The 21,748-nt window shown below is 72.1% G+C and carries 25 protein-coding genes; 11 read left to right on the forward strand and 14 right to left on the reverse strand.

The features are described from left to right. The first annotated feature begins 285 nt into the window (after positions 1–285). From CHC05_RS42830 to CHC05_RS32815, 3 genes are all read left to right on the forward strand, one after another. The gene (locus CHC05_RS42830) at positions 286–525 is read left to right on the forward strand and encodes an RNA polymerase sigma factor (protein ID WP_245871337.1); all 240 of its coding nucleotides are present in this window, start codon (positions 286–288) and stop codon (positions 523–525) included. Further along, positions 518–1,723: a sialidase family protein gene (locus CHC05_RS32810; protein WP_089254513.1), complete on the forward strand. Its 1,206-nt coding sequence runs from the start codon at positions 518–520 to the stop codon at positions 1,721–1,723. Before CHC05_RS42830 ends, CHC05_RS32810 begins: the two co-directional genes overlap by 8 nt. A gap of 98 nt (positions 1,724–1,821) precedes the next feature. Next, positions 1,822–2,649, forward strand: a complete 828-nt coding sequence (locus CHC05_RS32815; RefSeq protein ID WP_089254548.1) for a DUF4097 family beta strand repeat-containing protein — start codon at positions 1,822–1,824, stop codon at positions 2,647–2,649. Positions 2,650–2,704: 55 nt separating this feature from the next. On the opposite strand, the gene CHC05_RS32820 is transcribed toward CHC05_RS32815, so the two are convergent. After that, positions 2,705–3,511, reverse strand: a complete 807-nt coding sequence (locus CHC05_RS32820; RefSeq protein WP_245871338.1) for an endonuclease domain-containing protein — start codon at positions 3,509–3,511, stop codon at positions 2,705–2,707. A gap of 237 nt (positions 3,512–3,748) precedes the next feature. On the opposite strand from CHC05_RS32820, the gene CHC05_RS32825 reads away from it, so the two are divergent. Next, positions 3,749–4,387, forward strand: a complete 639-nt coding sequence (locus CHC05_RS32825) for a hypothetical protein (protein ID WP_144022885.1) — start codon at positions 3,749–3,751, stop codon at positions 4,385–4,387. On the opposite strand, the gene CHC05_RS32830 is transcribed toward CHC05_RS32825, so the two are convergent. Further along, a complete protein-coding gene (locus CHC05_RS32830; RefSeq protein WP_089254516.1) occupies positions 4,388–4,582 on the reverse strand; it encodes a helix-turn-helix transcriptional regulator in 195 nt (64 codons plus the stop codon). Beyond that, the gene (locus tag CHC05_RS32835) at positions 4,579–4,977 is read right to left on the reverse strand and encodes a hypothetical protein (RefSeq protein ID WP_089254517.1); all 399 of its coding nucleotides are present in this window, start codon (positions 4,975–4,977) and stop codon (positions 4,579–4,581) included. The genes CHC05_RS32830 and CHC05_RS32835 overlap by 4 nt, the downstream gene beginning before the upstream one ends. A 145-nt stretch (positions 4,978–5,122) precedes the next feature. Between CHC05_RS32835 and CHC05_RS32840 the strand changes: the two genes are divergently transcribed. Further along, positions 5,123–7,858: an AfsR/SARP family transcriptional regulator gene (locus tag CHC05_RS32840; protein WP_179266481.1), complete on the forward strand. Its 2,736-nt coding sequence runs from the start codon at positions 5,123–5,125 to the stop codon at positions 7,856–7,858. On the opposite strand, the gene CHC05_RS32845 is transcribed toward CHC05_RS32840, so the two are convergent. The 6 genes from CHC05_RS32845 to CHC05_RS32870 form a co-directional block, all read right to left on the reverse strand. Beyond that, positions 7,850–8,347 (reverse strand): hypothetical protein, encoded by a 498-nt coding sequence (locus tag CHC05_RS32845; protein ID WP_089254519.1) that lies wholly within the window; start codon positions 8,345–8,347, stop codon positions 7,850–7,852. The genes CHC05_RS32840 and CHC05_RS32845 overlap by 9 nt on opposite strands. 63 nt (positions 8,348–8,410) lie before the next feature. Further along, complete coding sequence (locus CHC05_RS32850) at positions 8,411–9,493, reverse strand: hypothetical protein (protein ID WP_089254520.1); 1,083 nt, start codon at positions 9,491–9,493, stop codon at positions 8,411–8,413. Between the two features lie 67 nt (positions 9,494–9,560). Further along, positions 9,561–11,669, reverse strand: coding sequence for a bifunctional polysaccharide deacetylase/glycosyltransferase family 2 protein (locus CHC05_RS32855; RefSeq protein ID WP_089254521.1), 2,109 nt, complete (start codon positions 11,667–11,669; stop codon positions 9,561–9,563). Continuing rightward, positions 11,669–12,058, reverse strand: a complete 390-nt coding sequence (locus CHC05_RS32860) for a hypothetical protein (RefSeq protein WP_089254522.1) — start codon at positions 12,056–12,058, stop codon at positions 11,669–11,671. Before CHC05_RS32860 ends, CHC05_RS32855 begins: the two co-directional genes overlap by 1 nt. Continuing rightward, complete coding sequence (locus CHC05_RS32865; protein ID WP_089254523.1) at positions 12,055–12,573, reverse strand: hypothetical protein; 519 nt, start codon at positions 12,571–12,573, stop codon at positions 12,055–12,057. Before CHC05_RS32865 ends, CHC05_RS32860 begins: the two co-directional genes overlap by 4 nt. Next, entirely contained in the window at positions 12,570–13,130 is a 561-nt protein-coding gene (locus CHC05_RS32870) for an RNA polymerase sigma factor (protein ID WP_089254549.1), read from the reverse strand. The genes CHC05_RS32865 and CHC05_RS32870 overlap by 4 nt, the downstream gene beginning before the upstream one ends. Before the next feature lie 200 nt (positions 13,131–13,330). Here CHC05_RS32870 and CHC05_RS32875 point away from each other — a divergent pair, with 200 nt between their 5' ends. Then, positions 13,331–14,161 (forward strand): L,D-transpeptidase family protein, encoded by an 831-nt coding sequence (locus CHC05_RS32875; RefSeq protein ID WP_089254524.1) that lies wholly within the window; start codon positions 13,331–13,333, stop codon positions 14,159–14,161. On the opposite strand, the gene CHC05_RS43315 is transcribed toward CHC05_RS32875, so the two are convergent. Further along, positions 14,155–15,006 (reverse strand): O-acetyl-ADP-ribose deacetylase, encoded by an 852-nt coding sequence (locus CHC05_RS43315; protein ID WP_089254550.1) that lies wholly within the window; start codon positions 15,004–15,006, stop codon positions 14,155–14,157. The two genes, CHC05_RS32875 and CHC05_RS43315, sit on opposite strands and share 7 nt — an antisense overlap. Before the next feature lie 81 nt (positions 15,007–15,087). Here CHC05_RS43315 and CHC05_RS32885 point away from each other — a divergent pair, with 81 nt between their 5' ends. Beyond that, complete coding sequence (locus CHC05_RS32885; RefSeq protein WP_089254525.1) at positions 15,088–15,603, forward strand: SigE family RNA polymerase sigma factor; 516 nt, start codon at positions 15,088–15,090, stop codon at positions 15,601–15,603. After that, positions 15,600–17,087, forward strand: a complete 1,488-nt coding sequence (locus tag CHC05_RS32890) for a hypothetical protein (protein ID WP_089254526.1) — start codon at positions 15,600–15,602, stop codon at positions 17,085–17,087. The genes CHC05_RS32885 and CHC05_RS32890 overlap by 4 nt, the downstream gene beginning before the upstream one ends. A gap of 19 nt (positions 17,088–17,106) precedes the next feature. On the opposite strand, the gene CHC05_RS32895 is transcribed toward CHC05_RS32890, so the two are convergent. Beyond that, entirely contained in the window at positions 17,107–17,622 is a 516-nt protein-coding gene (locus CHC05_RS32895) for a cupin domain-containing protein (protein ID WP_089254527.1), read from the reverse strand. 77 nt (positions 17,623–17,699) lie between these two features. Then, positions 17,700–18,257, reverse strand: a complete 558-nt coding sequence (locus tag CHC05_RS32900; RefSeq protein ID WP_089254528.1) for an aspartyl/asparaginyl beta-hydroxylase domain-containing protein — start codon at positions 18,255–18,257, stop codon at positions 17,700–17,702. A 110-nt stretch (positions 18,258–18,367) separates the two neighbouring features. On the opposite strand from CHC05_RS32900, the gene CHC05_RS32905 reads away from it, so the two are divergent. Then, on the forward strand, positions 18,368–18,883 hold the full coding sequence (locus tag CHC05_RS32905; RefSeq protein ID WP_245871339.1) for a hypothetical protein: 516 nt from the start codon (positions 18,368–18,370) through the stop codon (positions 18,881–18,883). Positions 18,884–18,912: 29 nt separating this feature from the next. Here CHC05_RS32905 and CHC05_RS32910 read toward each other — a convergent pair whose 3' ends face one another. Continuing rightward, the gene (locus CHC05_RS32910) at positions 18,913–19,770 is read right to left on the reverse strand and encodes an alpha/beta hydrolase (protein ID WP_218824763.1); all 858 of its coding nucleotides are present in this window, start codon (positions 19,768–19,770) and stop codon (positions 18,913–18,915) included. A gap of 85 nt (positions 19,771–19,855) precedes the next feature. On the opposite strand from CHC05_RS32910, the gene CHC05_RS32915 reads away from it, so the two are divergent. Together CHC05_RS32915 and CHC05_RS32920 are read left to right on the forward strand one after the other, a co-directional pair. Further along, positions 19,856–20,353 (forward strand): hemerythrin domain-containing protein, encoded by a 498-nt coding sequence (locus tag CHC05_RS32915; protein WP_179266482.1) that lies wholly within the window; start codon positions 19,856–19,858, stop codon positions 20,351–20,353. A gap of 65 nt (positions 20,354–20,418) precedes the next feature. Further along, the gene (locus CHC05_RS32920; protein ID WP_089254529.1) at positions 20,419–21,381 is read left to right on the forward strand and encodes a hypothetical protein; all 963 of its coding nucleotides are present in this window, start codon (positions 20,419–20,421) and stop codon (positions 21,379–21,381) included. A gap of 7 nt (positions 21,382–21,388) precedes the next feature. Here CHC05_RS32920 and CHC05_RS32925 read toward each other — a convergent pair whose 3' ends face one another. Beyond that, entirely contained in the window at positions 21,389–21,739 is a 351-nt protein-coding gene (locus CHC05_RS32925) for a MerR family transcriptional regulator (protein ID WP_089254530.1), read from the reverse strand. Positions 21,740–21,748: the final 9 nt, after the last annotated feature.

The raw sequence follows: 21,748 nt of genomic DNA on the forward strand, positions 1-21,748 counted from the left end.
AGTCATGATCTAGATGTTGACCTTGGATCGGGATGTCACCTTCACCGGGTGCCGGAGGTCGTAGGAGGGACTGACGGAGGTGGCGGTGGACGGCGAGGTTGACCTGCACGAGCTGTACCGCGTCGCGGCGCCGCGGCTTACGGCCCAGATGTTCGGGCTGACCGGGGATTATGCCGAGGCGCAGGACGCTGTGCACGAGGCGTTCGCGCGGGTGCTCGCGCGGCCCTCGCGCGGTCGCGGCATCGGCGACGGGCGCTCTTCGACCGGCTGGTCCGGACCGGGCGGGTGCCGCGCGACGAGGTCGCTCCGCCCCTGTCCCCCGACCACATCGCGCTGGTCGCGGCACTGCAAACGCTGCCGCGGGCGGTACGCGAGGCGGTGGTCCTGCACTACATCGCGGACCAGCCGGTGGCCGAGGTGGCCGCCGCGCTGGGCTGCAGCGTGGAAGCGGTCAAAACCAGGCTGTTGCGGGGCCGCCGGGCCCTCGCCGCGGCCCTCACCGACCGGGAGGCGACCCGTGCGTGAACCAGACTTCGCCGGGCTGGTCGAGGCCGGCCGGCAGGCCTTCCGGCCCGACTGGGAGGACGTGGTGGCCAAGGCCGCCCGCAAGCGCCGGTTCCTGGCCGCGTTCGGTGCGGCCGCGGTGGCCCTGGTGGTGGCCGCCGGCGGCGGGCTCGTGACCGGCAGCTTCGGCGGCGCGGACCAGCCGCGACCGGCGCCCGAGGGCAGCCCGTACGCGCTCCAGCACTTCGCCGAGAACCCGAAGCCGGGCGGCAGCCCGATCCCCCAGGTCTCCGTGACCAGCTATGCGGTCGCCGGCGACCTGGACCATCTCTATCTGCCCGTGCGCGACTGCCGGGCGCAGTGCGTCGACCTGGTCGCCGCCACCGCCGACCGGGGTCGCACCTGGACGTCGGCGGCGATGCCGGGTGGCGGGGTCAGCGACTCCCGGTTCGTCGTCGCGGCCGCCGGCGAGACGGTGGTCGCGGTCGTCCGCGGGCGCCCGGACAAGCTGGGCGACCGCACGGCGGCCTATTCGACGAGCACGAACGCGGGCCGCACGTGGCGCCCGGCCCCGGTCACCGAGGTCGCCGAGCTGCCCGCCGACTGGGTGTCGGTCGAGGTTCTGCAGGATCGCCTGATCGGCCTCGACCCCCGCACCGGTGACCTGGCCAGCGTCGCGCTGCCGGTGCTGGAGGCGCGGGTGCTCACGAGCCCGACGACGGAGCGGTGGCTGTTCGGCTACACCGGGAAAGAGCCGACAGGGTACGTCGGGAAGTCGCTCGCCGTCAGCCGCGACGGTGGCCGCACCTGGAGCGTCCGGAAGCTGCCGCAGGACGCCGTGTTCGTCGACGTCACGGTCGCGAACAGCAAGCGGGCGTACGCGCTGTACCAGACGAGCTCGGCTTACACGCAGCGCGTCTTCCGCAGCGACGACGGCGGCCGGACCTGGGACGACGGCAACGAGATCCCCGTGCCGTTCGGTCGAAACGGGATCTACGGCACGGCCGACGGCGGCGCGTACCTCTCGGAGCCGAACAAGCTGTTGCGCACCAGCGACGGCCGGTCTGTGCGCGAGGTGCGCGACGGCCCGCGACCGTACTCGCGGATCGTCCCGGTGTCCGGTGGTGGCTACCTGGCGGTGAGCCTGCGGAACGAGTTCGGCATGTCGACCGACGGCCGGACCTGGACGGCGTTGGAAACGCCCGTGCTCCAGCTGTAGGCGACGTGTCAACGCCGTGTCAGGTCGGTGGCGGGACCGCCACCGATGGTTGTCGCATGGCCCGCCGGGAGCGGGACACCCGATCAGAGGAGCCGGACATGCCCACCTTCGCCACCCCGAGCCCGATCGCCGCCATCGTCGAGGTCGCCGGCGCCCACGTGCGGGTCAGCGCGACCGACCGCACCGACACCTCTGTCGTCGTCGTGCCCATCGACGCGGGGAGCCCCAAGGACGTCAAGGTCGCGCAGAAGACCAGGGTCGACTTCGCCGACGGCCGGCTCTCGGTCAAGACCACGGCTTCGGGCGCCAGGTCCGGCTCGGTGGCGATCACCATCGAGCTGCCGGCCGGTTCGAGCCTGGGTGCGTACCTCGCGCATTCGGAGGTGCACGCCGCCGGGACGCTGGGCGGGTGTGAGCTGCACCTGGCCTCGGGTCGGGTGGAGCTCGACGGCGTGGCCGCGCTGCGGGCGAACGTCGCGTCCGGTGAGGTGTCAGTCGGCCACGTCGCGGGCCGCGCCGACATCGACGGCGGGTCGTTCGCGATGCGGATCGGTTCGGTGGCGGAGACGGTCACGTTCTCGAACTCGGGTGGCCGGGCGTGGATCGGCCACGTCGGCGGCGACCTCGAGCTCAGCAGCGCGAGCTGCGACTTCGACATCGACCGCGCCGACGGCAACGTCACCGCCGGAACGGCCAGCGGCGCGATCCGGATCGGCCGGATGACGCACGGACACGCGAACCTGACGAACGGCTCGGGCGACATCGAGGTCGGCATCGGTACGGGGGTCGCGGCACGCGTCGACGCGAAGAGCGAACGCGCGTCGGTGCGCGACTCGGTCTCGTCGGAGCCCAACCCGTCGACGGTCCAGGTCTCGGTGCACGCCCGCACCCGCCACGGCGACATCGTCATCCACCGCGCGCCGTGAGCCCGACGCCGCCCGGGCGCGCGCATCCAGCCGCCGCGTCCGGGTCGGGCAACCGCTACGGCCGTTGCCTGGCACACAGAATCGCCAGAATCTCCGTGCGTACGGCGATCGGTTCCGACAGCAGGCGTCTACGCGTGAAGCGGACGACGAGGATGCCCTGCGCGGCGAGAGCCGCGTCGCGCCTGAGGTCCGCCTCCCGCTGCCGTGGATCCCCGTGGGTGGAAAAGCCGTCGAGTTCGAAGTCGACTCGCTCAGGTTCGGCGAACACGTCGAGATAGACCGTGCGCCCACCAAGTGTGATGGGGAACTGACGCGCGAACCGCGGCATTCCGGGGCCGGTGAAGACGTTGTCGTGGCCCCAGATCTCGAGTTCGCTGCGGCAACCCTGCGCGAGGAGTCGGACCAGTTGCCGGAATTCGTGCAAACCGTTGAGCCGACGAGCTCCGTCGAGCGCGACTCGGACCCGGCCGACCGTTGTCATTCGCTCGTTGATGGCCCGTATCACCGGCTCGCGCCGCCGAGCTGAGGGCAGGATGGACCATGCGTCCACAAGCGTTTGGTCAAGGCGGGTGACCGAGAAGGCCTGTCTCGTCACGGCGTCGAGTTCGGCACGCGGGCGATGCATCATCACCCAAGCCCGCGAGCGGAACGCGCTCGAACGGGGCACCGTCACATGGACCGTCTCTTCGTCTTCCCACAGCCCCCAGACGGCCAGCGCGGTGGTGAAGCTCAGCGCCCCGGTGCCGCGGGCGTATGCGATGGCGGCGCGTCGGCGCACCTCGACGTCGGCTGCCCTGGCAGAGTCGACGAACACACCTGGCAAAACGGGAGCCAGTCGGCCCGCTCGACGCGCGTCGTCCAACGCCCACCTGGGCACCGCCCCGGCACAGTTCCACACGACAACACCGCCCCCCGCGGCGAGAGCAGCGACCAACCGCGAATCCACAGAACCAATCGTGCTGATGCCCCACGGCAGCCGCCACCCCCTGTGGACAGCCGATCTGGGGCGCTAGATCTGGGAATTTGGAGATCAAAGTCCCAGACCCACCGCCCCAGATCACCGTCGCCGTTCTTGGGTGCTCCTGTTTTACTACCACCCATGAGGCAGCGAGCGGCGTTGATACTGAGCGTCACTCTGTTGCTCGTGGCGGGCGCGGCCGTCGGCGGCTGGCGGTGGTGGCACGCGCGGCCGCCGTACGGACCCGAGGTGCTGGCGGCGACCGCCACGCTGAGCCTGGTCGATCAGGCCACTATGGACGCCGCGTTCGCGCCGCGGACCCCGGAGCAGGCCGGCGACGGCGACCAGATCTTCCTCGGTCGGGTGACGTGGCAACGGCCGCCCGACCCGCAGAAGAACGGCACGTTCCGCATCGTGGTGCTGGACAAGCGGACCCACCTCATGCCCGGCTTCGTCAACGCGACCTCCGCCCGCCCGGACGACGTCAGCTCCGGGTCCGACGGGTCCCTGGACGTCGCCGAGGAGCGGTATCCGTGGCTCGCAGGGGTCGGCGCCCGCGAGATCGACGGCGGCTACTGGACCAGCGGCAGCGCTGTCACCGTGACGTCCGTCGACGCGTCGCCCGTCACCTTCGCCGTCGTGCTGCGGCCCGAGGTGCCCGGCACGCTGCCGCACATGGCCGTTGCCACCGCGCCCGCCGCCGTCGGTGACCTGCTGGTCGCGCTTGTCAACGTCGGGCCCGACGGGCAGGTCTACTGGGCGCAACGCCTGTTGAACTGACTACTGCTCGTCGAGGAAGAGCTCCTCGATCCGCAGCTCGAACAGCTTGGCCAGGCGGAAGGCGAGCGGGAGGCTCGGGTCGAACTTCCCCGTCTCGATGGCGTTGATCGTCTGCCGGGACACACCGGCCTCCAGCGCGAGGGCCAGCTGGGTCCAGCCGCGCTCGGCGCGTAGCTCGGTGATGCGGTTCTTCATCGGTACCGGAGCTTGCCGACCACGAACGCCGACACGAAGACGACCGCCATGACCACGGGAAGGACGGCGACGTCGATGTCGCCGGCGGCGAGCGAGGCCTGGTCGGCGACGACGTAGGCGAACCCCAGCACCCACCCCACACCCAACGTGGCCGCCAGCGCGTCCTGCATGATCTTGCGCTGCAGCTCGTCAAGCGACCGGAGAAAGCGGGTGAACGCGACGATCCAGCCGGCACCGACGACGACGTTGACCGCGACCGCGGCCCAGCTCGCCACCTGCTGCGGCGGGTCCCACACGTGCTGCGGCCCGAACTTGGCCAGGGCCAGCGTCGCGGCCCACGCGAGCGTCCAGAGCGCGAGCCGACCGGTCGCCTTGAGCTCGCCGAATGCGGACACCGAAACCTCCCCCACGCGATGTAAAGGACACTTGACACGCTAGAAGCATCCACCGGAGATGTCAAGCGACCTTTACATCGCCATTGATTGTCTAGTTGCATGCAGTTGTGGCCCGGCGGCCACACCCCTGTGCCACGGTGTTCGCGTGTCACCCTGGGTGCGCGTGCTCGGCCCGGTCACCGTCGAGGGTCCCGCCGGACCGGCCGCACTCGTCGGCGCCCGGCAGCGGACCCTGCTCGCCCTCCTGGCGCTCGGCGCCGGCACGGTCGTCCCCCGCTCCCGGCTGGTCGACGCGCTCTGGGGCGACGACCCGCCCCGGACGGCGGTGCGCACCCTGCACAGCCACGTCTCCCGCGTCCGCCAGGCGCTCGAGTCCTGCGGCCTGCCCGGAGTCCTGCTCACCAGGGAGCCCGGCTACCAACTGGCGCTCCCCCGCACGGACGTCGATGCCCATCGGTTCGAAGACGGCGTACGCGCTGCCCGCGCGACGATGCCCAACGAGCCCGAGCGGGCCGTGGCGCTGCTCACCGAAAGCCTGGCCTGGTGGCGCGGCGACGCCCTGGCCGACGGCGAGCCCGACGGCTGGGGACGCGCCGAGACGGAGCGACTGGCGGAGATCCGGCTCACGGCGACCGAGGACCTCTGGGACGCCACGCTGCGGTTGGGCCGCCACGCCGAGGCCGTCGCCGAGCTCGAACGCCTCGCCGCCGCCCACCCCACCCGCGAACGGCTGGTCGAGCTGCTCATGCGGGCACTCTTCCACTGTGGACGACACGTCGACGCCCTCGACCGGTTCAAGAGGCTGCGAGAGCACCTCGCCGAGGAGTTCGGCGTCGACCCGGGTGCGCGGATCACCGACCTGCACGCGGCGATCCTGCGCGGGGAGCCGCGCGGCCCGACGACGACCGGGCTGCCGCCCCGGGTCGGGCACTTCGCCGGCCGCACCCCGGAGCTCGACGCGCTCGCGCACTGGCTCACGGACCGGACGAGCCAGCTCATGGTGGTACGCGGTCCCGCCGGCATCGGAAAGACCGCGCTGGTCGTCGAGTGGGCGCACGAGGTGGCGGAGCGCTTCCCCGGCAGCGTGGTGTTCGTCGACCTGCGCGGCCACGACCCGGACACGGCGCTGACCCCGGGCGAGGTGATCGCGCGGGTGCTCGACGGCCTCGGCGTCCCGCCCGACCGGCTGCCGGTCTCGGTCGAGCAGCGGGTCGCCCACTACCGGTCGCTGGTCCACGACCGGAGAACGCTGGTCGTGCTCGACAACGCCGGCACCGCCGACCATGTCCTGCCGCTGGTGCCCAGCTCGCCGCACAGCCGGATCCTGGTCACCAGCCGGCACCGGCTCGCCGCCGCGTCCGCGTACCACAGCGTGCGGCACGTCGAACTCGACGCGCTCGGACCGCGCGACGCCCGATCGCTGCTCGCCCAGGTGGTCGGCGGCGAACGGGTGGCGGCCGAGGCCGCCGCGACGGACCGGCTGGTCGAGCTGTGCGGCCGGATCCCGATCGCCCTGCGGGTCGCCGGCGCGCGCCTGGCCGGCCGGCCGCGCCAGCCGATCGCCGAGCTCGTGGCCGAGCTGGACCAGGGCGGGCTCGACGCGCTGGCCGTCGACGGGGACGCGCGCAGCGTGCGGGCGGTGTTCGCGAGCGCCTACGAGGCCCTGAGCGACCCGGCCGCGCGGATGTTCCGGCTGGTCGGGCTGCATCCGGGCGGCACGGTCTCGTCGTGGCTGGCCGCCGCGATCGTCGACGACACGCACGGGCGCGGCCGGCGCGGCGTCGATGAACTGGCCGCCGCGCACCTCCTCAGCGAGGTCGCCGTCGGTCGCTACCGCTTCCACGACCTGATGCGGCGGTACGCGGTGGAATGCGCGGGCGACGACCCCGAGACGTCCCGCGCGGTCGGGCGGCTGCTCGACTGGTACCTGGCCGTGGCGTCGGCCGCCAACCGGGCGCTCGACCGGGGCCGGGACCGGGTCGAAGCCACGCCGGCGCACCCGCCCCGCGAGCTGCCGTTCGGCACCGACCCGGACGAGGTGCTCGCGTTCCTCGACGGCGAGCGCGACAACCTCGTACCCGTGGCGGCGTTCGCCCTGCGGCACGGTCACGACCAGGTGGTCTGGCAGCTCAGCTACCTCGTCAGCGGCTACTTCGAGTCGCGCGGCTACGCCGACAGCCGGGTCGCGGTCAACCAGCTGGGGCTGGCGGCGGCGCAGCGGGCCGGCGACCCGGTCGTCGAAGGGCTGATGCGCAGCGGGCTCGGGGTGGCCCACATCGCCGCGCGGCAGTACGAGGCGGCCCTCGACCACCTCCGCGAAGCGCTGCGGCTGATGGCGGCGGCCGACGACCGGCGTGGGATCGGGCACGCGTACAACAATGTCGCGGCGGCCCTCGGCGAGCTCGGCCGGTTCGAGGAGGCGATCGGCGCCTGCCACGAGGCGTACACCGTGCATGTCGGCAACGCGCACACCCTCGGCGCGATTCTCGCGCTCAACAACCTCGGCCACCTCTATGCCCGCGTCGGGCAGCCGGACCAGAGCCTGCACCACCTGCGGCGCGGCCTGCTCCTCGCGCAGGAGGCGGACGACCGGCGCCTCGAAGCCGCGATCCAGCACGGCATCGGCGAGACGCACCGCACGACCGGGGCACTCGACGCGGCCCTGGAGGCGTTCGCGGCCGCGCTGGCGTTGCGCCGGGCGGCGGGCAACCGGCGCTACGAGGCGCGGACGTTGGTCGAGATCGGCGCGACCCTGATCGACGCCGGGCGCGACGCCGAGGCCGGCAAGCCGCTGGACGAGGCGGTGGCCATCGCGGACGACCTCGCCGACGAGCACACCGCCGACCGCGCCCGCGCGCAGCTTCGCCGCCGCTCACTCTGAGCAGTGCAGGCGAGAGCCGATCTTGGGCGAGAGCACGATCCCGAAGTCGTCATTGAGGATCTTCCCTGCGCCGACGCACTTGTCGATCACCGCGCCGTGTTCGGCCGGCGGCTTGATCCAGACGGCGAAGATCTCGTCGTGCTCGGCCCAGTTGTCGGGCCGGACCTGCACGGTGATCCGCTTCGGCTCCAGGTCGCCCTCACCGAACCGAATGGCGCCGATCCGCGGCACCAGGTCGAGCCAGTCGGTGCTGTCGATCGGACTGACCTCGAACGGCACCACCACGGGTACGCCGCAGCCGCTGCTCGTCACCTGGAACACGAACTCGGTCCATTCCCTGGCCGGGGTGTCGCCCTCGGGAGCGCTGACGTCGTCGACCGACAGATGCCGCGGCCCGGAGCAACCGGGCTTTTCGGGCAGACCCGGCTGAGCCTGAACGAGCGACGCCACCAGGCCCACCGCGATCGCGGCCACCACAGCCTTGCCCATCACCATCGCCTCCTAGGTCGAGGCCCTCTTTCTAGGCGGCAGCTGTTGTGGAACTGTTGTGGCTCACCAGTCGCGGGTGTCGTCGAACCATTCCTCGGCCAGCTCGGCGGGCACCTGGAGGCGCTCGGCCAACGCCGCGTAGACGACCCACGCGTGTTCGCGCAGGATCGTGTCGATCAGCTCGTACTCCTCGTCGAGGGCGTTGAGCCGAGCGACGAACCCGCGGAGCGCACACTCGAGGGACGCCATCCGATCGGGTGCGTCCGGCGCGACCGACTCGGCCACGCGCACCAACTCCTCGTACGCCTCACAGGCCGCGCGGGCGAACGGCTCGGACTCGTCGACCCAGTCCTGGAGCGGGTTGTGGAGAAACCGCGCCAGCCACTCCTGCGACTTCGCGCCCGTGACGGACAACTCGACCGGGCCGCCGCCGCTCGCGAAGCGGGCCTGGAGCGCCCGGACGATCGTGTCCCTGGTCCCGTGCAGTTCCAGCTCACGCAGGGCCGGCAGGTCCGGCAGCGTCGCCGGGTCCAGGCCGTACGCGTCGCCCAGCTGGAGCCGGCGCAGCCGCTCGTGCCGGCCGAGCTCGTCGAGGTCCGACACCACACCGGGCGCTGCGTCGAGGGTCAGCCGCAGGTCCCGCAAGTTCGTCAGACTGGACAGGGCCCGCATCGACACCCCCGCGCCGGCCCACAACCACAGGGTCGGGACCCGGGCCAAACCGTCCGGTATCGAGAGCGCACCGTCGTAGCAGAACCACCGCAGGTCCAGCCGCTCCCCCTGCTCCGGTGCCTCGACGCGGAGTGCGGCCGGTGGGCGGCGAACCAGCAGCGTCCTGGTCAACCCGGACAGGCGGACGCTGTCGAGCCCGGTGCCCGACAACCGCACGGTGTCGAGCCTGGTGCTGCTGAGGTCGAGTCGACCGATCGCGTCGTGCCACTCCAGGAAGCGGATGTCGTGGATGGTGAGCGCCGCGACGAGCCCGCGGTCGGGACCCGACCACGTCATCGTGCGCAGCGCGGGCAACGCCGACAGCTGCGACCAGTCGACCCGACCCTCGGCCGGCACCAGCCCACCAGCGGTGAGGTTCAGCGCGACGACCGATCGGGGCACGCGACGCGGACCGGCACCGAAGTCGACCTCCACCTTGTCGTCCCTGCGAACGCCGGCGAGGGGACCGGAAACTGTCGAAACCTCGGGCCACCGGGACATGCTAGGGGCGGCCGTGGTCCGACGCGAGTGCGGCTGCCGCGCCCGTGCGGGCCATCCGGTGCCAGCGCAACCGGCTGCCGAGCACGGCGGTGACCGCGGCCTGCACCACCACCAGGTACATGATCTGGCGGTAGAGCACCTGCTGCAACGGCAGGCTCCACAGTGGCCGGAGCGACTCGCCGTCCAGGCGCAGCGCGTACCCGGCGGTCACCGCCTGCAGCAACAGCAACAGCAACCAGCCTGCGGCGAGCTGGTACGCCGGCAGGAACAGCAGCCCGTAGACGGCGAAGACGTCGACGGCCGGCGCGGCCAACGGCAGCAGGACCTGGAAGACGACGAGGTACGGAAGGGCACGCCGACCGAGCCGCCCGCCGGCACCGCGTTCGCGCAGCGCCGCCCGGTGCTTCCACATCGCCTGCATCGTGCCGTAGCCCCAGCGGTAGCGCTGGCGCCACAGTTGGCGCAGGGTCGCCGGTGCCTCGGTCCAGGCGATGGCCCGCTCGGCGTACGCGATCTCCCAACCGGCCCGGTGCAACGCCAGGGTGAGGTCGGTGTCCTCGGCGAGCGTGTCGCCGGGCACGCCGCCGGCGTCGCGCAGTGCGGCCCGACGGAATGCGCCGACCGCGCCGGGGATGGTCGGCATGCAGCGCAGCACCGCGTACATCCGGCGATCGAGGTTGAAGCCGATCACGTATTCGAGATGCTGCCAGCGGCCGAGCAGGCGCCGCCGGTTGGCGACCTTGGCGTTGCCGGAGACGGCGCCGACCCGAGGGTCCGCGAACGGCTGCACGAGCCGGTGGATGGTGTCGGGCTGGAACACGGTGTCGCCGTCGACGAGCACCAGCAGGTCGGCCCGCGCGTACCCGATGCCGGTGTTGAGCGCCGCGGGCTTGCCGGCGTTGCGCTGCCGCACCACCCGCACGCCCGGCAGGCCGAGGCGCTCGACGATGTCGGCCGTGCCGTCGGTGGAGCCGTCGTCGACGACGATCACCTCGACCGACGGATGGTCGCCGCCGACCAGCGAAAGCACGGTCGCCCGGATGTTGGCGGCCTCGTTGAACGCCGGGACGATGACCGAGACCGGCGACCACACGGCGCGGCTGGGCGGGTGCCGGCGCCGGGCGTGCCACCACGCGCAACCGGCCTGGAACGCGAGCCGGCCCAGGCCGAGCACCAGGGCCACCGCCAGCAGCCAGGTCATCACGGTGGACAGCCCCGAGCCGAGCGCCTGGAACCAGCGCAACGCGGTGCCGCGGAGCCGGTCCCCCGTCGACGCGGCCGACGCGGGTGTGCCGAGGGCGGCCGACACGGTGGTGAACGTGTAGCCCCGATCCTGCAGCAGCGGGATCAGCCGGTCGAGCGCCGCGACGGTCTGGGACCGGTCGCCGCCGCCGTCGTGCATGAGCAGCACGGCACCGGCCCCGTCCGCGGGCGTGCCCGCGCGCACGATCGCGTCGACGCCGGGCCGCCGCCAGTCGTTGGTGTCGAGGTCGGCGAGCACCGCGATCTGGCCCTGGTCGGTGACGTCACGCAGGGCGGCGAGGTCACGGGAGCCGACGTCGCCGGGGCGCGACGAGAACGGAGGCCGGAACAGGACGACCTGGCGACCGGTCGCGCCCGCGATGGCGTTGCGGGTCAGGGAGAGCTCCAGTCGTCGCCGCCACGGTGCGGCCGAGCTGAGGTCCGCGTGGGTGAAGGTGTGTGAGCCGAGGTCGTGCCCCTCGGCCACGATCCGCCGGGCCAGAGCCGGATCCGCGTCGACCCGGGAGCCGACGGCGAAGAACGTGGCCGGCACCTGGTGCCTGCGCAGCACGTCGAGCACCTGCGGTGTCCATCGTGGATCCGGTCCGTCGTCGAAGGTCAGCGCGATGGTCCGGGGCGGCAGCGCCCTGGTCGTCAGGCCGCCGGGGTCGCTCCGGACGAACGGCCAGGACAGCGGGGTCGGCACCTGCGTGACGGGTCCGGCCCGGCCGGACCCACCGCCGCCGCCACGCGCGTAGCCGTTGAACGCGAGGCCGGCCAACAGGACGAGCAGCCCCAGCGCGAACAGCACCCAGTGGGCGCGGGGATCGCGCCGCGAAACGTGTCGCGGCCGGTATCCGTCGGGCATCAGTCGGCTTTGGGTTGTGGGTGGCTGGGCTTGGCGGTCGGCCGGTTGCCGCGCCCGTTGCCCCGGCCCGGTCGATCCGTCGTCGCGGCGGGTGCGGCGGTGGCGTTCGCTGGGGCGGTTGGCGTGGAGGTGGTGCGGGCCCCGTCGGTGCCGGGCTGGGTGGTCGGGCGGGAAGCTGGCGGGGCTGGCGTCGGCGCCGGGCCGATCACCGCGCTGTCCGGCCCGGTCGGCCCGTCGGTCCACCCGCGCAGCGGCAGCGGCGCTCCCGTGAACAAGCCCGCGGCGAGCAGGCCGAGGGCGCCGACGAGCAGGGCCGCGGCGGTCACCGACACCCAGGTGAGGACGCGGCGGCGCCGCCCGGTCCCGTCCACGAAGATGTCGGCGCTCACCGTCCGTTACCTCCGGGGTTCGGGCTTTTGCCGTTCTTCCGACCGGGGGTGGGGTGGGCCGTGTTCCCGCGCGGGTGTGGCGAACGGGCATGCTCGTTCGGCCCCTTGCTCTTCCCGATCGCCGGCGGCGCCGTGGGCGGGCCGGGCGATGGCTGCTGTCGAGCGCCGGTGGGGGCGTCCACCGGCCGGGGCGGCACGGCCGGAGCAGGCCGCGGTGTGTCGCGCACCGGCAGCGGCAGCGTGCCCGTCGCGCTGGCGACCGCCAGGCCCGAGCCGGTCAGCAGCGCACCGACCACGGCGACCTTGACCGCCAGCACCCGGGACAGCGTGCGCCGCTTCCGGACCGACCCCGGGGCGCCGCCACCGGCGCGGAACATGGCCGCCGCCTGCTGCTCGCCGAGCAGCTCGTGCGGAGCGGCCGGCCCGCGCGCGTGGGCCAGCAGTCGACCCAGCGGCGTGTCGGCGTCGGCACCGTCGATCAGGCGCTCCGCGGCCCGGCGATCCGGCCAGGTCATGCCGGCTCCTCCGGCAGCATGCTGGCCAGCCGGCGCAGGCCGCGGTAGGCGGCGGTGCGCACCGCGCCGGGCCGCTTGCCGAGAATCCGCCCGACCGTCTCCGCGTCGAGTCCCATCACGACCCGCAGCAGCACCGCCTCCGCCTGCTGCGCGGGCAGCGACGCGACCAGGGCGATCGCGGCGCCGGTGGCGACCGCGTCGGCCGCCTCGGACTCCGTGTCGGCGCCGCTGGCCAGGTCGGCGAGCGTCTCGACCGGGACCGCGAGGCTGGGGCGCCGGCGCAGGCGCCGGACGTGGTCCATCGCGCGGTGTCGGGCGATCGTCGCGGTCCAGGCCCGGAAGTTGGCGTAGTCGCCGGAGAACCGGGGCAGGTCGCGGCACACCTGCAGCCACGTCTCGGACGCGACGTCCTCGGCGTCCTCGCCGATCAGGCCGCGCAGGTAGCGCAACAGGGCGGGCTGCACCTCCCGGAACAACTCCCGGAAGGCGCGCTCGTCACCGCCCTGCGCGGCGGCCACGGCGCCGGAAAGGTCGACGGGCGCGGCCGGCTCGACCATCAGCTCCACGCGCGTGCCCTGGTGTGCTGCTTCACGGGAAGGAGAGCGCCACCACCTGCGGGAATGTCACACGCCGCGCGGAGTGACCGGCCACGCACCCGCAGCCATCAGCGGCCCGGCAGCCACACGAACGTACGGCCGCCATAACATCTTCACGTTCTTGACCCGTCGTAGCGTCGCGAGCACCTTGGAGGAATAGCGTGCGAAAAGCCGCACTCGGGTTCATCGTGGCGGCGCTGGTGAGCGCGCTTGGCCTGTCGTCCTGCGCCGACCCGGCCCGCACCGCCTCGGTGGACACCTCGGCGGACACCTCGGCGACGGTCGACGCCACCGCGCCGGCCTCGGTCGGGCTCGGCCGGTCCCGCACGCCGTCGCCGCTGCCGGCGGTGAAGGCGACCAAGAAGCCGGCCCCACCGAGCAATCTCGCGTCCCGGTTACGCACCCTTCCGGCGAGCACCCGCCAGGTGGTCATCGTCTACAGCAGCGGGTACGGCACCAGCTACGCGTCCCTGGAGACGTTCGAGAAGACCGACGGCGCGTGGCGGTCCAAGTTCGGCAAGATGAACGCGCGGATCGGCTCCAAGGGATTCACCGACAACCACAAGGAAGGCGTCGCCACCACACCGACGGGCGTCTACAGCTTTGGATCCACAATGTACGGTGTGCGGGCGAACCCCGGCGTCAAATACAAATACCACAAGCTGGTGACCGACGACTGGTGGAACGAGAACCCGGACTCGGCCGCGTACAACAGCTTCGAGCACGGCGGCGACCCGGGTGGTTTCAGCGAGGCGTTGTGGGAGGAGGTGCCGCAGTACAACTACTTCGCGGTCATCAACTACAACATCCCGGTGAAGGTGGCCAACCCGGCCCGCGGCAGCGGCATCTTCCTGCACGTCGCGGGCAGCGGCGCCACGGCCGGCTGCGTCTCCCTGACCCAGACCAACCTTCTGCGCGTCCTTGAGTGGTTGGATCCGGCCGCCAACCCGCGCATCGTGATGGCGCCGAGCCAGAACCTCGACCGCTACTGAGCTCGACGCGTGGCCTCGTAACGGTCGAGCACGACCGGCACCCCGGTGTGCGCCCACCAGGGAAGGTGCACGCCGCCCGCGGACATGCCGTGCCCCGGGTCGAAATCCGGGACATACACAGCGGCCGAGCTGTCGTGCCACGACTTCGTTAGTGATTCCCCGACGACCTCCTCGATGGCGTCGACGAGAAGCTTCCGCAGCGCGAACCAGTCCTCCGGCAGCGGCGTATCGGCGAACCGGGCACGAAGCTCACGCCACAGGTACGCGTCACCGCGCAGGCCGAACTGGGTCGGCTGGCGCTCGAACAGCGAACCGACCGTGCCCTCGCCGACCGGCGGTGGGCAACGCAGCAGGACCGCCGCGCGCAGTGGCCGGTAGCCGGCCTCGTCGAACGCGACCAGCCGCACATCCTCCACGCGGGTGGCGGTCGTCGCGATGGTCTCGACCGCCGCGGCGATCGCGTCGGCGCGCGGCCAGCCGTAGACGCCTGCGCTGATCAGCGGAAACGCGACGCTGCGCGCGCCGAGCTCGTCGGCGGTCTCGAGCGAGCGTCGATAGCAGGACACCAGCAGCGAACGATCCCGCTGCCCGGCGTTGTAGTTCGGGCCGACCGTGTGGATCACCCATCGGGCGGGCAAATCCCCGGCCGTCGTCCAGCCGGCCTCTCCGGTCGCGAGCCCGTCCGGGAACCGGGCGACGCAGTCGCGCAGGATCGCCGGGCCGCCGCCGCGGTGGATCGCGCCGTCCACGCCGGCGCCTCCGCGCATCGCGCTGTTGGCCGGGTTGACGATGGCGTCGACCGGTTGCGTGGTGATGTCGCCGAGCACGGCGATGATGACGGGCACGACGAACAGTCTGCCGGGTCGCAACCTTTCACGGTCGTTCCGCATCCATGCCGATGACAGGGTGTTCCGCGAGGAGGTCGGGTGGACGACGACGATGGGTTCCGAGAGTTCGTACGGGTGCGGTACGTGGATCTGTTGCGCACCGCGTACCTGTTGAGCGGGTCCCGCGACGCCGCTCAGGATCTGGTGCAGAACGCTCTCGTCAAGGTGATGCGGCGGTGGTCCCGGGTGGACGACCCGATGGCCTACCTGCGCCGGACCATGGTCAACGACCGGACCGCGCGGTGGCGCCGGATCGGCTCGCGGGAGCTGCTCACCGCCTTCGTGCCCGAGCGGTGGCGGCCCGACTCCGCCGACGCGGTGGTCGAGCGCGACGAGTTGCTCACCGCGCTGGGTCAGCTTCCGGTCCGGATGCGCGCGGTGCTGGTGCTCCGCTACTGGGAGGACCTGTCGGAGGCGGACACGGCGGCCGTCCTCGGCTGTTCGGTCGGCACGGTCAAGAGTCAGGCAGCCCGTGGGCTGGCCCGGCTGCGGGTCCTGCTCGCGCCGCCGGTCACGGGCCGTCAGGTGGAAGCGGTTCGAGGAGGCCAGGCATGAACGCCGAAGACTTGCGTACGGGTTTCGACCGGCTCGCCGCGACCGTGACCTCGGACGCCGACCCGTACGAGGCGGTGCTGCGCCGCGCCCGCCGGCGGCGGCTCGCCTGGCTGCGCGGGCTGGGCGCCGCCCTGGCCGTGGCCCTGACGATGGCGCTGGCCGGGCCGGCCGCCCTCAACGCCGGCCGGTGGGACGGGACGCCGCCCGGGCCGCCGCAGCCGTTCGAAGGCAAACCGGTCACCTCGGAGTGGACCTGGCGGCTGATCAACTCACCCACCCGCGGCAACCTCGCCGGCGACCAGCCGTTGCTCCAGGACCTCGTGCGGGAGTTCAGCAAGACCGGCAGCATGGTCAACGGGTTGGACCTGGTGGGCACGAACCCGCCGCGCATCAAGGTGTTGTTCGCGCACGACTTCCCCGGCTCGCGCTTCGTCGCCGTCGCCTACTACTCGACGTCCGCGGCGATGCTCGTCACTCGGACCGCGGGGCCTGGCGCGTCGGCGGCCGATCTCGTCGGCAGCAGCGGGGTCAGCAGCGGCTGGGTGGATCCGCTGACGAAGAACGCCGAGTCCTGGGGCGGCGCCATGGCGACGTGGACCCAGTTCTCGCTCGCGCTGGCTCCGGACGGGTGCACGGTGGACAGTTCCAGCGACGGCGTCATCCAGCCGGACGGCACGGTACGCCGGACCTGGCGGCCATCGCCGACCAGCGGCTACCTCCTGACGAGGGACGCGCCCGCCAACGAGTTGTGGCGGGTCACCTGCGACGGCGTGGTGCGGTCCCAGGGTCCGGCGACGTGGCAGGGGTTGCACGACGAGGGCACCGCGGGCAAGACGGAGATCTTCCCGCCGGATGTCCAGGCGGCGAGGGGAAACGTGGATCCGGCCACCGCGAGTACCGCGATGGGCGCCTACCGCTCGCTGGTCGAGCACACCGGGCTCCGTGCGGGCGGCCCCGTCGTGCGCTGGGGCGGCTCGGTGCCGGGGGTCGACGGTCGACCGGTCCCCGCCGTGCTGGTCAGCCAGGATTCGGGGGCGGGCCCCGCGGTACTCCAGGTGGGAGACGCCGACTTCTTCATGGTCGCGACCGGATCCACGCCGGCACCCCGTCGGCACTACCAGCCGGACGAGCCGGGCGGCGATTTCGTACCCACGATGTCGTGGGCGGCCACGACGGCAACAGCGTCGTCCGAGCTGATGGGGGTACGCGTACCCGCCAGAAAAGACCTCGGCGCCGTCCGGACCGACAACCTGCTCGTACTCGCCCCGCCAGGAACGGTCCGGGTCGAAGCCCTGGCGAAGGGGCGGAAGGTGTGGCAGACGAACGCGCTCACCGACGGCGCGGGAGTCGTCGAGGTCCGTTACCGCGGCGACGTGACCCTGCGGGCGCTCGACGCGAGCGGAGCCGTGCTGGCGACCGCGCCGATGCACGACCCGGCCAAGGGCGACACCCTGTTCGGGGAGAATCTCGTCGAGAACTGGTAGGGAACGGTGGTGCGGGCCGCTATTGCGGTGGCACGGTGGTGTCGTGTGCGGCGAGCAGGTTGATCAGCCGCTCGTCGATCCGCTCCGGCGGCCACGGCTGCACCTGCACGCCGGGCTGCGGCTCGTCACCACCCTCGGCGAACACCCCCTCCACCCCGCCCGGGGTGTAGACGAACACCAGCTTGGCCGGCAGCAGTCCGGGGTTGTAGAAGCGGTGCACCCGCCCGCGCGGCAGGAACACGACGTCACCGGCCGCGACGGTGAACGTCTTGTCGACGTCGAGGAAGTCGAGCTCACCGTCGACGACGTAGAAGGTCTCGTCGGTATGCCCGTGCACGTGCGGCGGCGGCCCACCACCCGGGGGCACCGTCGCCACCACGAGACCGACGTTGCCCCCGGTCTGCTCACCGGTCAGCTTGACCGAGTACACGTCCCCGTTGAACCAGGTGGTCACGCCATCCTTGTTGGGAACGTACACACCGCCCTCCGGGGCGTACTCCAGATCAGCACTGCCTTCCGGCACGTTGTAGGACATCTCGGCCCTCCAAACAGCCGATGCATCTTGATCGTACGCACGATGCCCAGCGCTCAATCGGAAAAACGGCGTTTTGCTCACGCGATGCCGCGGCGCTCCACCATCGCAGCCACCTCGGGGGGCATCGGATCAAGGTCGGCCATCGTGCGCCCCGGGCGAAGAAAGTCGAACAGCAGAACGGTGCGGCTGTCGGCGGTCCGGTTCCAGGCCTCGTGCTCGGCGGTGTCGTCGAACACCATCACCCCACCCTCGGACCAGTTGCGCACGCGCGACCCGACCCGCAGCGCGCAGTCACCCACCGGGACCACCAGACCCAGATGCGCCCGGTAAACCGTCGTCACCCATCCCTCGTGCGGCTTGATGTGCGTCCCCGGCGTCATCCGGGAGAACCCCGCCGTCGTCAGACCTGGAATCTTCTCCAACGCCTCGGCCGTACGCGGGCAGGCCGCGAGCGCCCCATCGATGCGCGTGCCGAACGCCACCAGGCCGTAGACGCTCCAGCCGGTGCCGTACATCTCCCGCTGCACCCACGGCTCGAACGACTCGTCACGAAGGGCGAGGCACTCGTCGCGGATGTCGGCCCACGCGGTCCGCAACGGCCCCAGGAACGGAAACCGCTCTTCGTCGAGGAACACCGGGACTCACCCCTCGTCTTGGCGGACGTCAAGGTGGGCATCGTAGGCGAGCGGCGGTCAAAGCCGATATCCGCTGGCCTGGCCGACCCCCGGTGAGCGATGGTTGGGGTGTGATCGTCATTCAGCGGGTACGCGCGCGGTGGAGCGTGGGCGGGCGCGGCGCGCCGCAAGCCAACGCCCGCCGTGGGTTGGTGCGCCCGCTGGCCCTTCCGGATTCGCTGCCGTCCGGCGAAACGGTGGTGGTCCACGACGTCGTCTTCGCCGAGGCGGACGGCTACGCACGCCGCGACACCGTGTTCGCCGGTGGCCTGGAGCTGGCCCGCGACCTCGATCTGTGGCTTGCCGTCGACGGCTCAGCGGCCACCGTCGAACGGCTGCCCGGCTGGGCGGCATACCCCAGACCCCGTGCGGCGACCCGCCTGTTCACCCTCACCGACGGCCAGGTCGGCCGCTACCGGGCCAATTTCCGCTTCCGTGGCTGCCAATGCGACCCCAGTTGGTCCTATGAGGACTGGCTGGTCACCGTCGGCAACGGCAACGCTCGTCTCGCTGACAACGAACCCGACCACGATGTCGACCACCGCGTCCACCTCTACGGCGGACCCGGACGCCGCGTCAGCCACTGACGGTCGGGCGTTAGATTGGGCCGTGCGGATCACCCCTGGGCAGTTCCACGCTGCGGACGGTGTCGCGGACTGGCGGTGCCTCTACCACCTGGTGTCCTCGCGAGTAGCTCGGCCGCCGCGGTGAGGTAGCGGTCTTCGGCCGCCGCGGCCGCCGGTGAGGTGTCGCGCAGGGTCGGGTAGTTGTGTTCCGCGCCCGCTTCGCGCCAGTGCCGCACCGGGACGCCCGCGTCGGCGAGTCGGGCGGCCAGGGCCTCGCCCTCGTCGCGCAGCGCGTCGAGCTCGGCGGTGACCAGCAGCGTCGGTGGCAGGCCGCGCAGGTCGGCGGCGAGCAGGTTGACCTCCGCCGAGGTCTGCACCGACGGGTCCGGCAGCCACAGGTCGATCCACTCCCGCAGCAGTGCGCCGCCGAACTCGGTGACGCTCGGCGAGCTCAGCGTCGGGTCGGCGTTGGGGCACATCAACAGCAGGGCTAGCAGCGGGACCTCAGGTAGCCGGAGCGTGGCCAGCACCGCGAGCATGCCGCCGGCCGAGTCGCCGGCCACCGCGACCGGGTGGTCCCCAGCGGCCAGCGCCGTGATGACCGCGACCGCGTCGTCGACCGCCGCCGGCCACGGGTGCTCCGGCGCCAGGCGGTAGTCGACCGCCACCACGCACGCTGAGGTAGCCGCCGCGAGCCGGCGTACCAGCGCGTCGTGGGTCTCCAGATCGCAGAAGACGAACCCGCCGCCGTGCAGGTAGACCACCACGGGCCCGGCGGAGGGTTGATAGACGCGGACCGGCACACCGCCGATGAGACGATCTTCGGTGGGCATCGGCGGGCCCGGCTGGCGCGTGGCGGCACGCTCGCGGGAGCGGGCCCGGGCCGCGACGATGTCGTCGATGTGCACACCGCAGGATAGATCAACTAGCCGGCGACGGGATATAGGTCACCAACCGGGGCTTTTGAACCGACACGTCGGTCATGCTTGCCCGATGAAAGGCCGCAACCCCCTGCTCGACGAGCTGAAGTCCGTGCACAACATGCTCAAGCGGGATCTCGCGGCCGTCCGGAAGCTGGCCGACGCCGCGGCCAGTGGGGCACCCGCCAAGAACGTCCGGGCCGGGCTGACCAAGCTGAAGAGCAACGGGCCGCTGTTCCAGCTCCGGGTGAACTGCCTCAGCTACTGCCAGGTCGTGCACAACCACCACCACAACGAGGACGAGGCGCTGTTCCCCGCCGTCGTCCGGGCCGCCCCGCACCTCAAGGCGACCGTCGCCAAGCTGAAGGCCGACCACCGCCTCGTCGAGGACATGCTGTACGAGGTCGAAGGCGCCGCGCGCCAACTAGGCGGCAACGACGCCGCGCCCCGGCGCAAGCTCGTCGCGGCGCTGCGGGCCCTGTCGGATCATTTACTCGAGCACCTGGCGTACGAGGAGACCCAGCTCGGGCCGGTCCTCGCCAACTGGAAGACCTGGCCCGGCCGCCGCTGAGAGGCATCGACATCGGTGGCGTGACCATGGAGACTGGCGGGACACCGGACCGCTAGGAGCCGTCGATGCGCCACAGCCGGATGCTCGCCTCCCTCTGCGCCGTCGTCCTCGCCGTGACCGGCGCGCTCGTCGCCGGCACACCGGCCACCGCCGGTCAGCGCTGCATCAGCGCCCCGAGCGAGTATCGGGCCGCCTGGCAGGCACGGCAGGTCCGCTGCGTCGCACCCACCCTGTTCGGCACCACGCACGGCCGGGGCGACAGCAACCTCTACCCCGCCGGCTTCGCGTACGCCTGGGCCGGGTCCAGCACCAACCTCGAGGCCTACCTGAAGCTGCGCCAGCGGTACGGCGACGAGCCCGCGAAGGTCGGCGTCGGCATCCTGTCGTACGTCGGCTATCCCGGCCTGGACACCTGGCCCTATCCGACGGACCTCGCCGTCTACACCCTCCCCCGCGGCGTACACGCGAAGGTGCCGACGTTCGCACAATGGTTCCGCCTGGTCGACCTGGGCATCCCGCGCACGGCGCTGCGTGACCTCGAGCGCTCCTACGACCGTCTGACGCGCGGCGAGGACGTCGTCGACGCCTTCGAGCACGTGACCGGCTGCCGGCGCGACGCCCTGCTCGGCGGCGAGTGGCCCTCGGCCGACATCGGTTGCGACGCCGACTTCCTCGACGCGCTGGCCGCCGCCGGACCGTCGCCGTACGAGGGCGCCCAGTCCACGCAATGCTTCGCCAACTTCGACGAGCGCTATGCGGGCCCCCGCAACGCCTCGGCGCTGCGGGCGGTGCTGTATCAGTGCCAGGACGCCGGTTTCCTGAACACCGGTGTCGGGATCGGTTACAACACCTACGCCCACCCGCTGGTCTGCGCACCGGCCGCCGCCCAGTCGGTGCGGCAGCGCTACACCGGGCACGAGTTCGTCCTGCCCAACACGACCCTCGACCAGCTACCGGCCGCGGTCGACATCCCGCTGGAGATCGGCGAGCCGGGGCAGCGGCCGTACCTGCACGAGGGCTACTGCTAACGCACGGCTAGAGCTCGACCAGGTCGTCCAGCGCGCCGGCCAGCAACCCGCGCGTGCGCTGCAGCTCGGCGATGGAGCTGTCGAGCTCGCGGATCTGGCCCCGCAACCGTTCGCGGGCGGTCGGGCAGGCGGTCAGGGCTCCGTCGCGGTCGAAGCACGGCAGCACCTGCGCCACCGCCTGCAGGCGGAGGCCGATGTCGAGCAGCAGCCGGATCCGGCGCACCTCCTCGACGGCGGCCTCGGCGAAGTCGCGGTAGCCGTTGTCGAGCCGCCGCGACGACAGCAACCCCAGGCCGTCGTAGTGCCGCAGCGCCCGCGTGCTCACGCCCGTGCGGTGAGCCAACTGATTGATCAGCATCGTCCACTC

The sequence above is a fragment of the Asanoa hainanensis genome (assembly GCF_900188485.1).
Lineage (GTDB): Bacteria > Actinomycetota > Actinomycetes > Mycobacteriales > Micromonosporaceae > Asanoa > Asanoa hainanensis.

Coding starts and splice junctions, on each gene's coding strand:
- CHC05_RS32815 (WP_089254548.1), top strand. CDS start 1,822: ATGCCCACCTTCGCCACCCCGAGCCCGATCGCCGCCATCGTCGAGGTC.
- CHC05_RS32825 (WP_144022885.1), top strand. CDS start 3,749: ATGAGGCAGCGAGCGGCGTTGATACTGAGCGTCACTCTGTTGCTCGTG.
- CHC05_RS32830 (WP_089254516.1), bottom strand. CDS start 4,582: ATGAAGAACCGCATCACCGAGCTACGCGCCGAGCGCGGCTGGACCCAG.
- CHC05_RS32845 (WP_089254519.1), bottom strand. CDS start 8,347: ATGGGCAAGGCTGTGGTGGCCGCGATCGCGGTGGGCCTGGTGGCGTCG.
- CHC05_RS32855 (WP_089254521.1), bottom strand. CDS start 11,669: ATGCCCGACGGATACCGGCCGCGACACGTTTCGCGGCGCGATCCCCGC.
- CHC05_RS32865 (WP_089254523.1), bottom strand. CDS start 12,573: ATGACCTGGCCGGATCGCCGGGCCGCGGAGCGCCTGATCGACGGTGCC.
- CHC05_RS32870 (WP_089254549.1), bottom strand. CDS start 13,130: ATGGTCGAGCCGGCCGCGCCCGTCGACCTTTCCGGCGCCGTGGCCGCC.
- CHC05_RS32890 (WP_089254526.1), top strand. CDS start 15,600: ATGAACGCCGAAGACTTGCGTACGGGTTTCGACCGGCTCGCCGCGACC.
- CHC05_RS32895 (WP_089254527.1), bottom strand. CDS start 17,622: ATGTCCTACAACGTGCCGGAAGGCAGTGCTGATCTGGAGTACGCCCCG.
- CHC05_RS32915 (WP_179266482.1), top strand. CDS start 19,856: ATGAAAGGCCGCAACCCCCTGCTCGACGAGCTGAAGTCCGTGCACAAC.
- CHC05_RS32920 (WP_089254529.1), top strand. CDS start 20,419: ATGCGCCACAGCCGGATGCTCGCCTCCCTCTGCGCCGTCGTCCTCGCC.
- CHC05_RS32925 (WP_089254530.1), bottom strand. CDS start 21,739: ATGCTGATCAATCAGTTGGCTCACCGCACGGGCGTGAGCACGCGGGCG.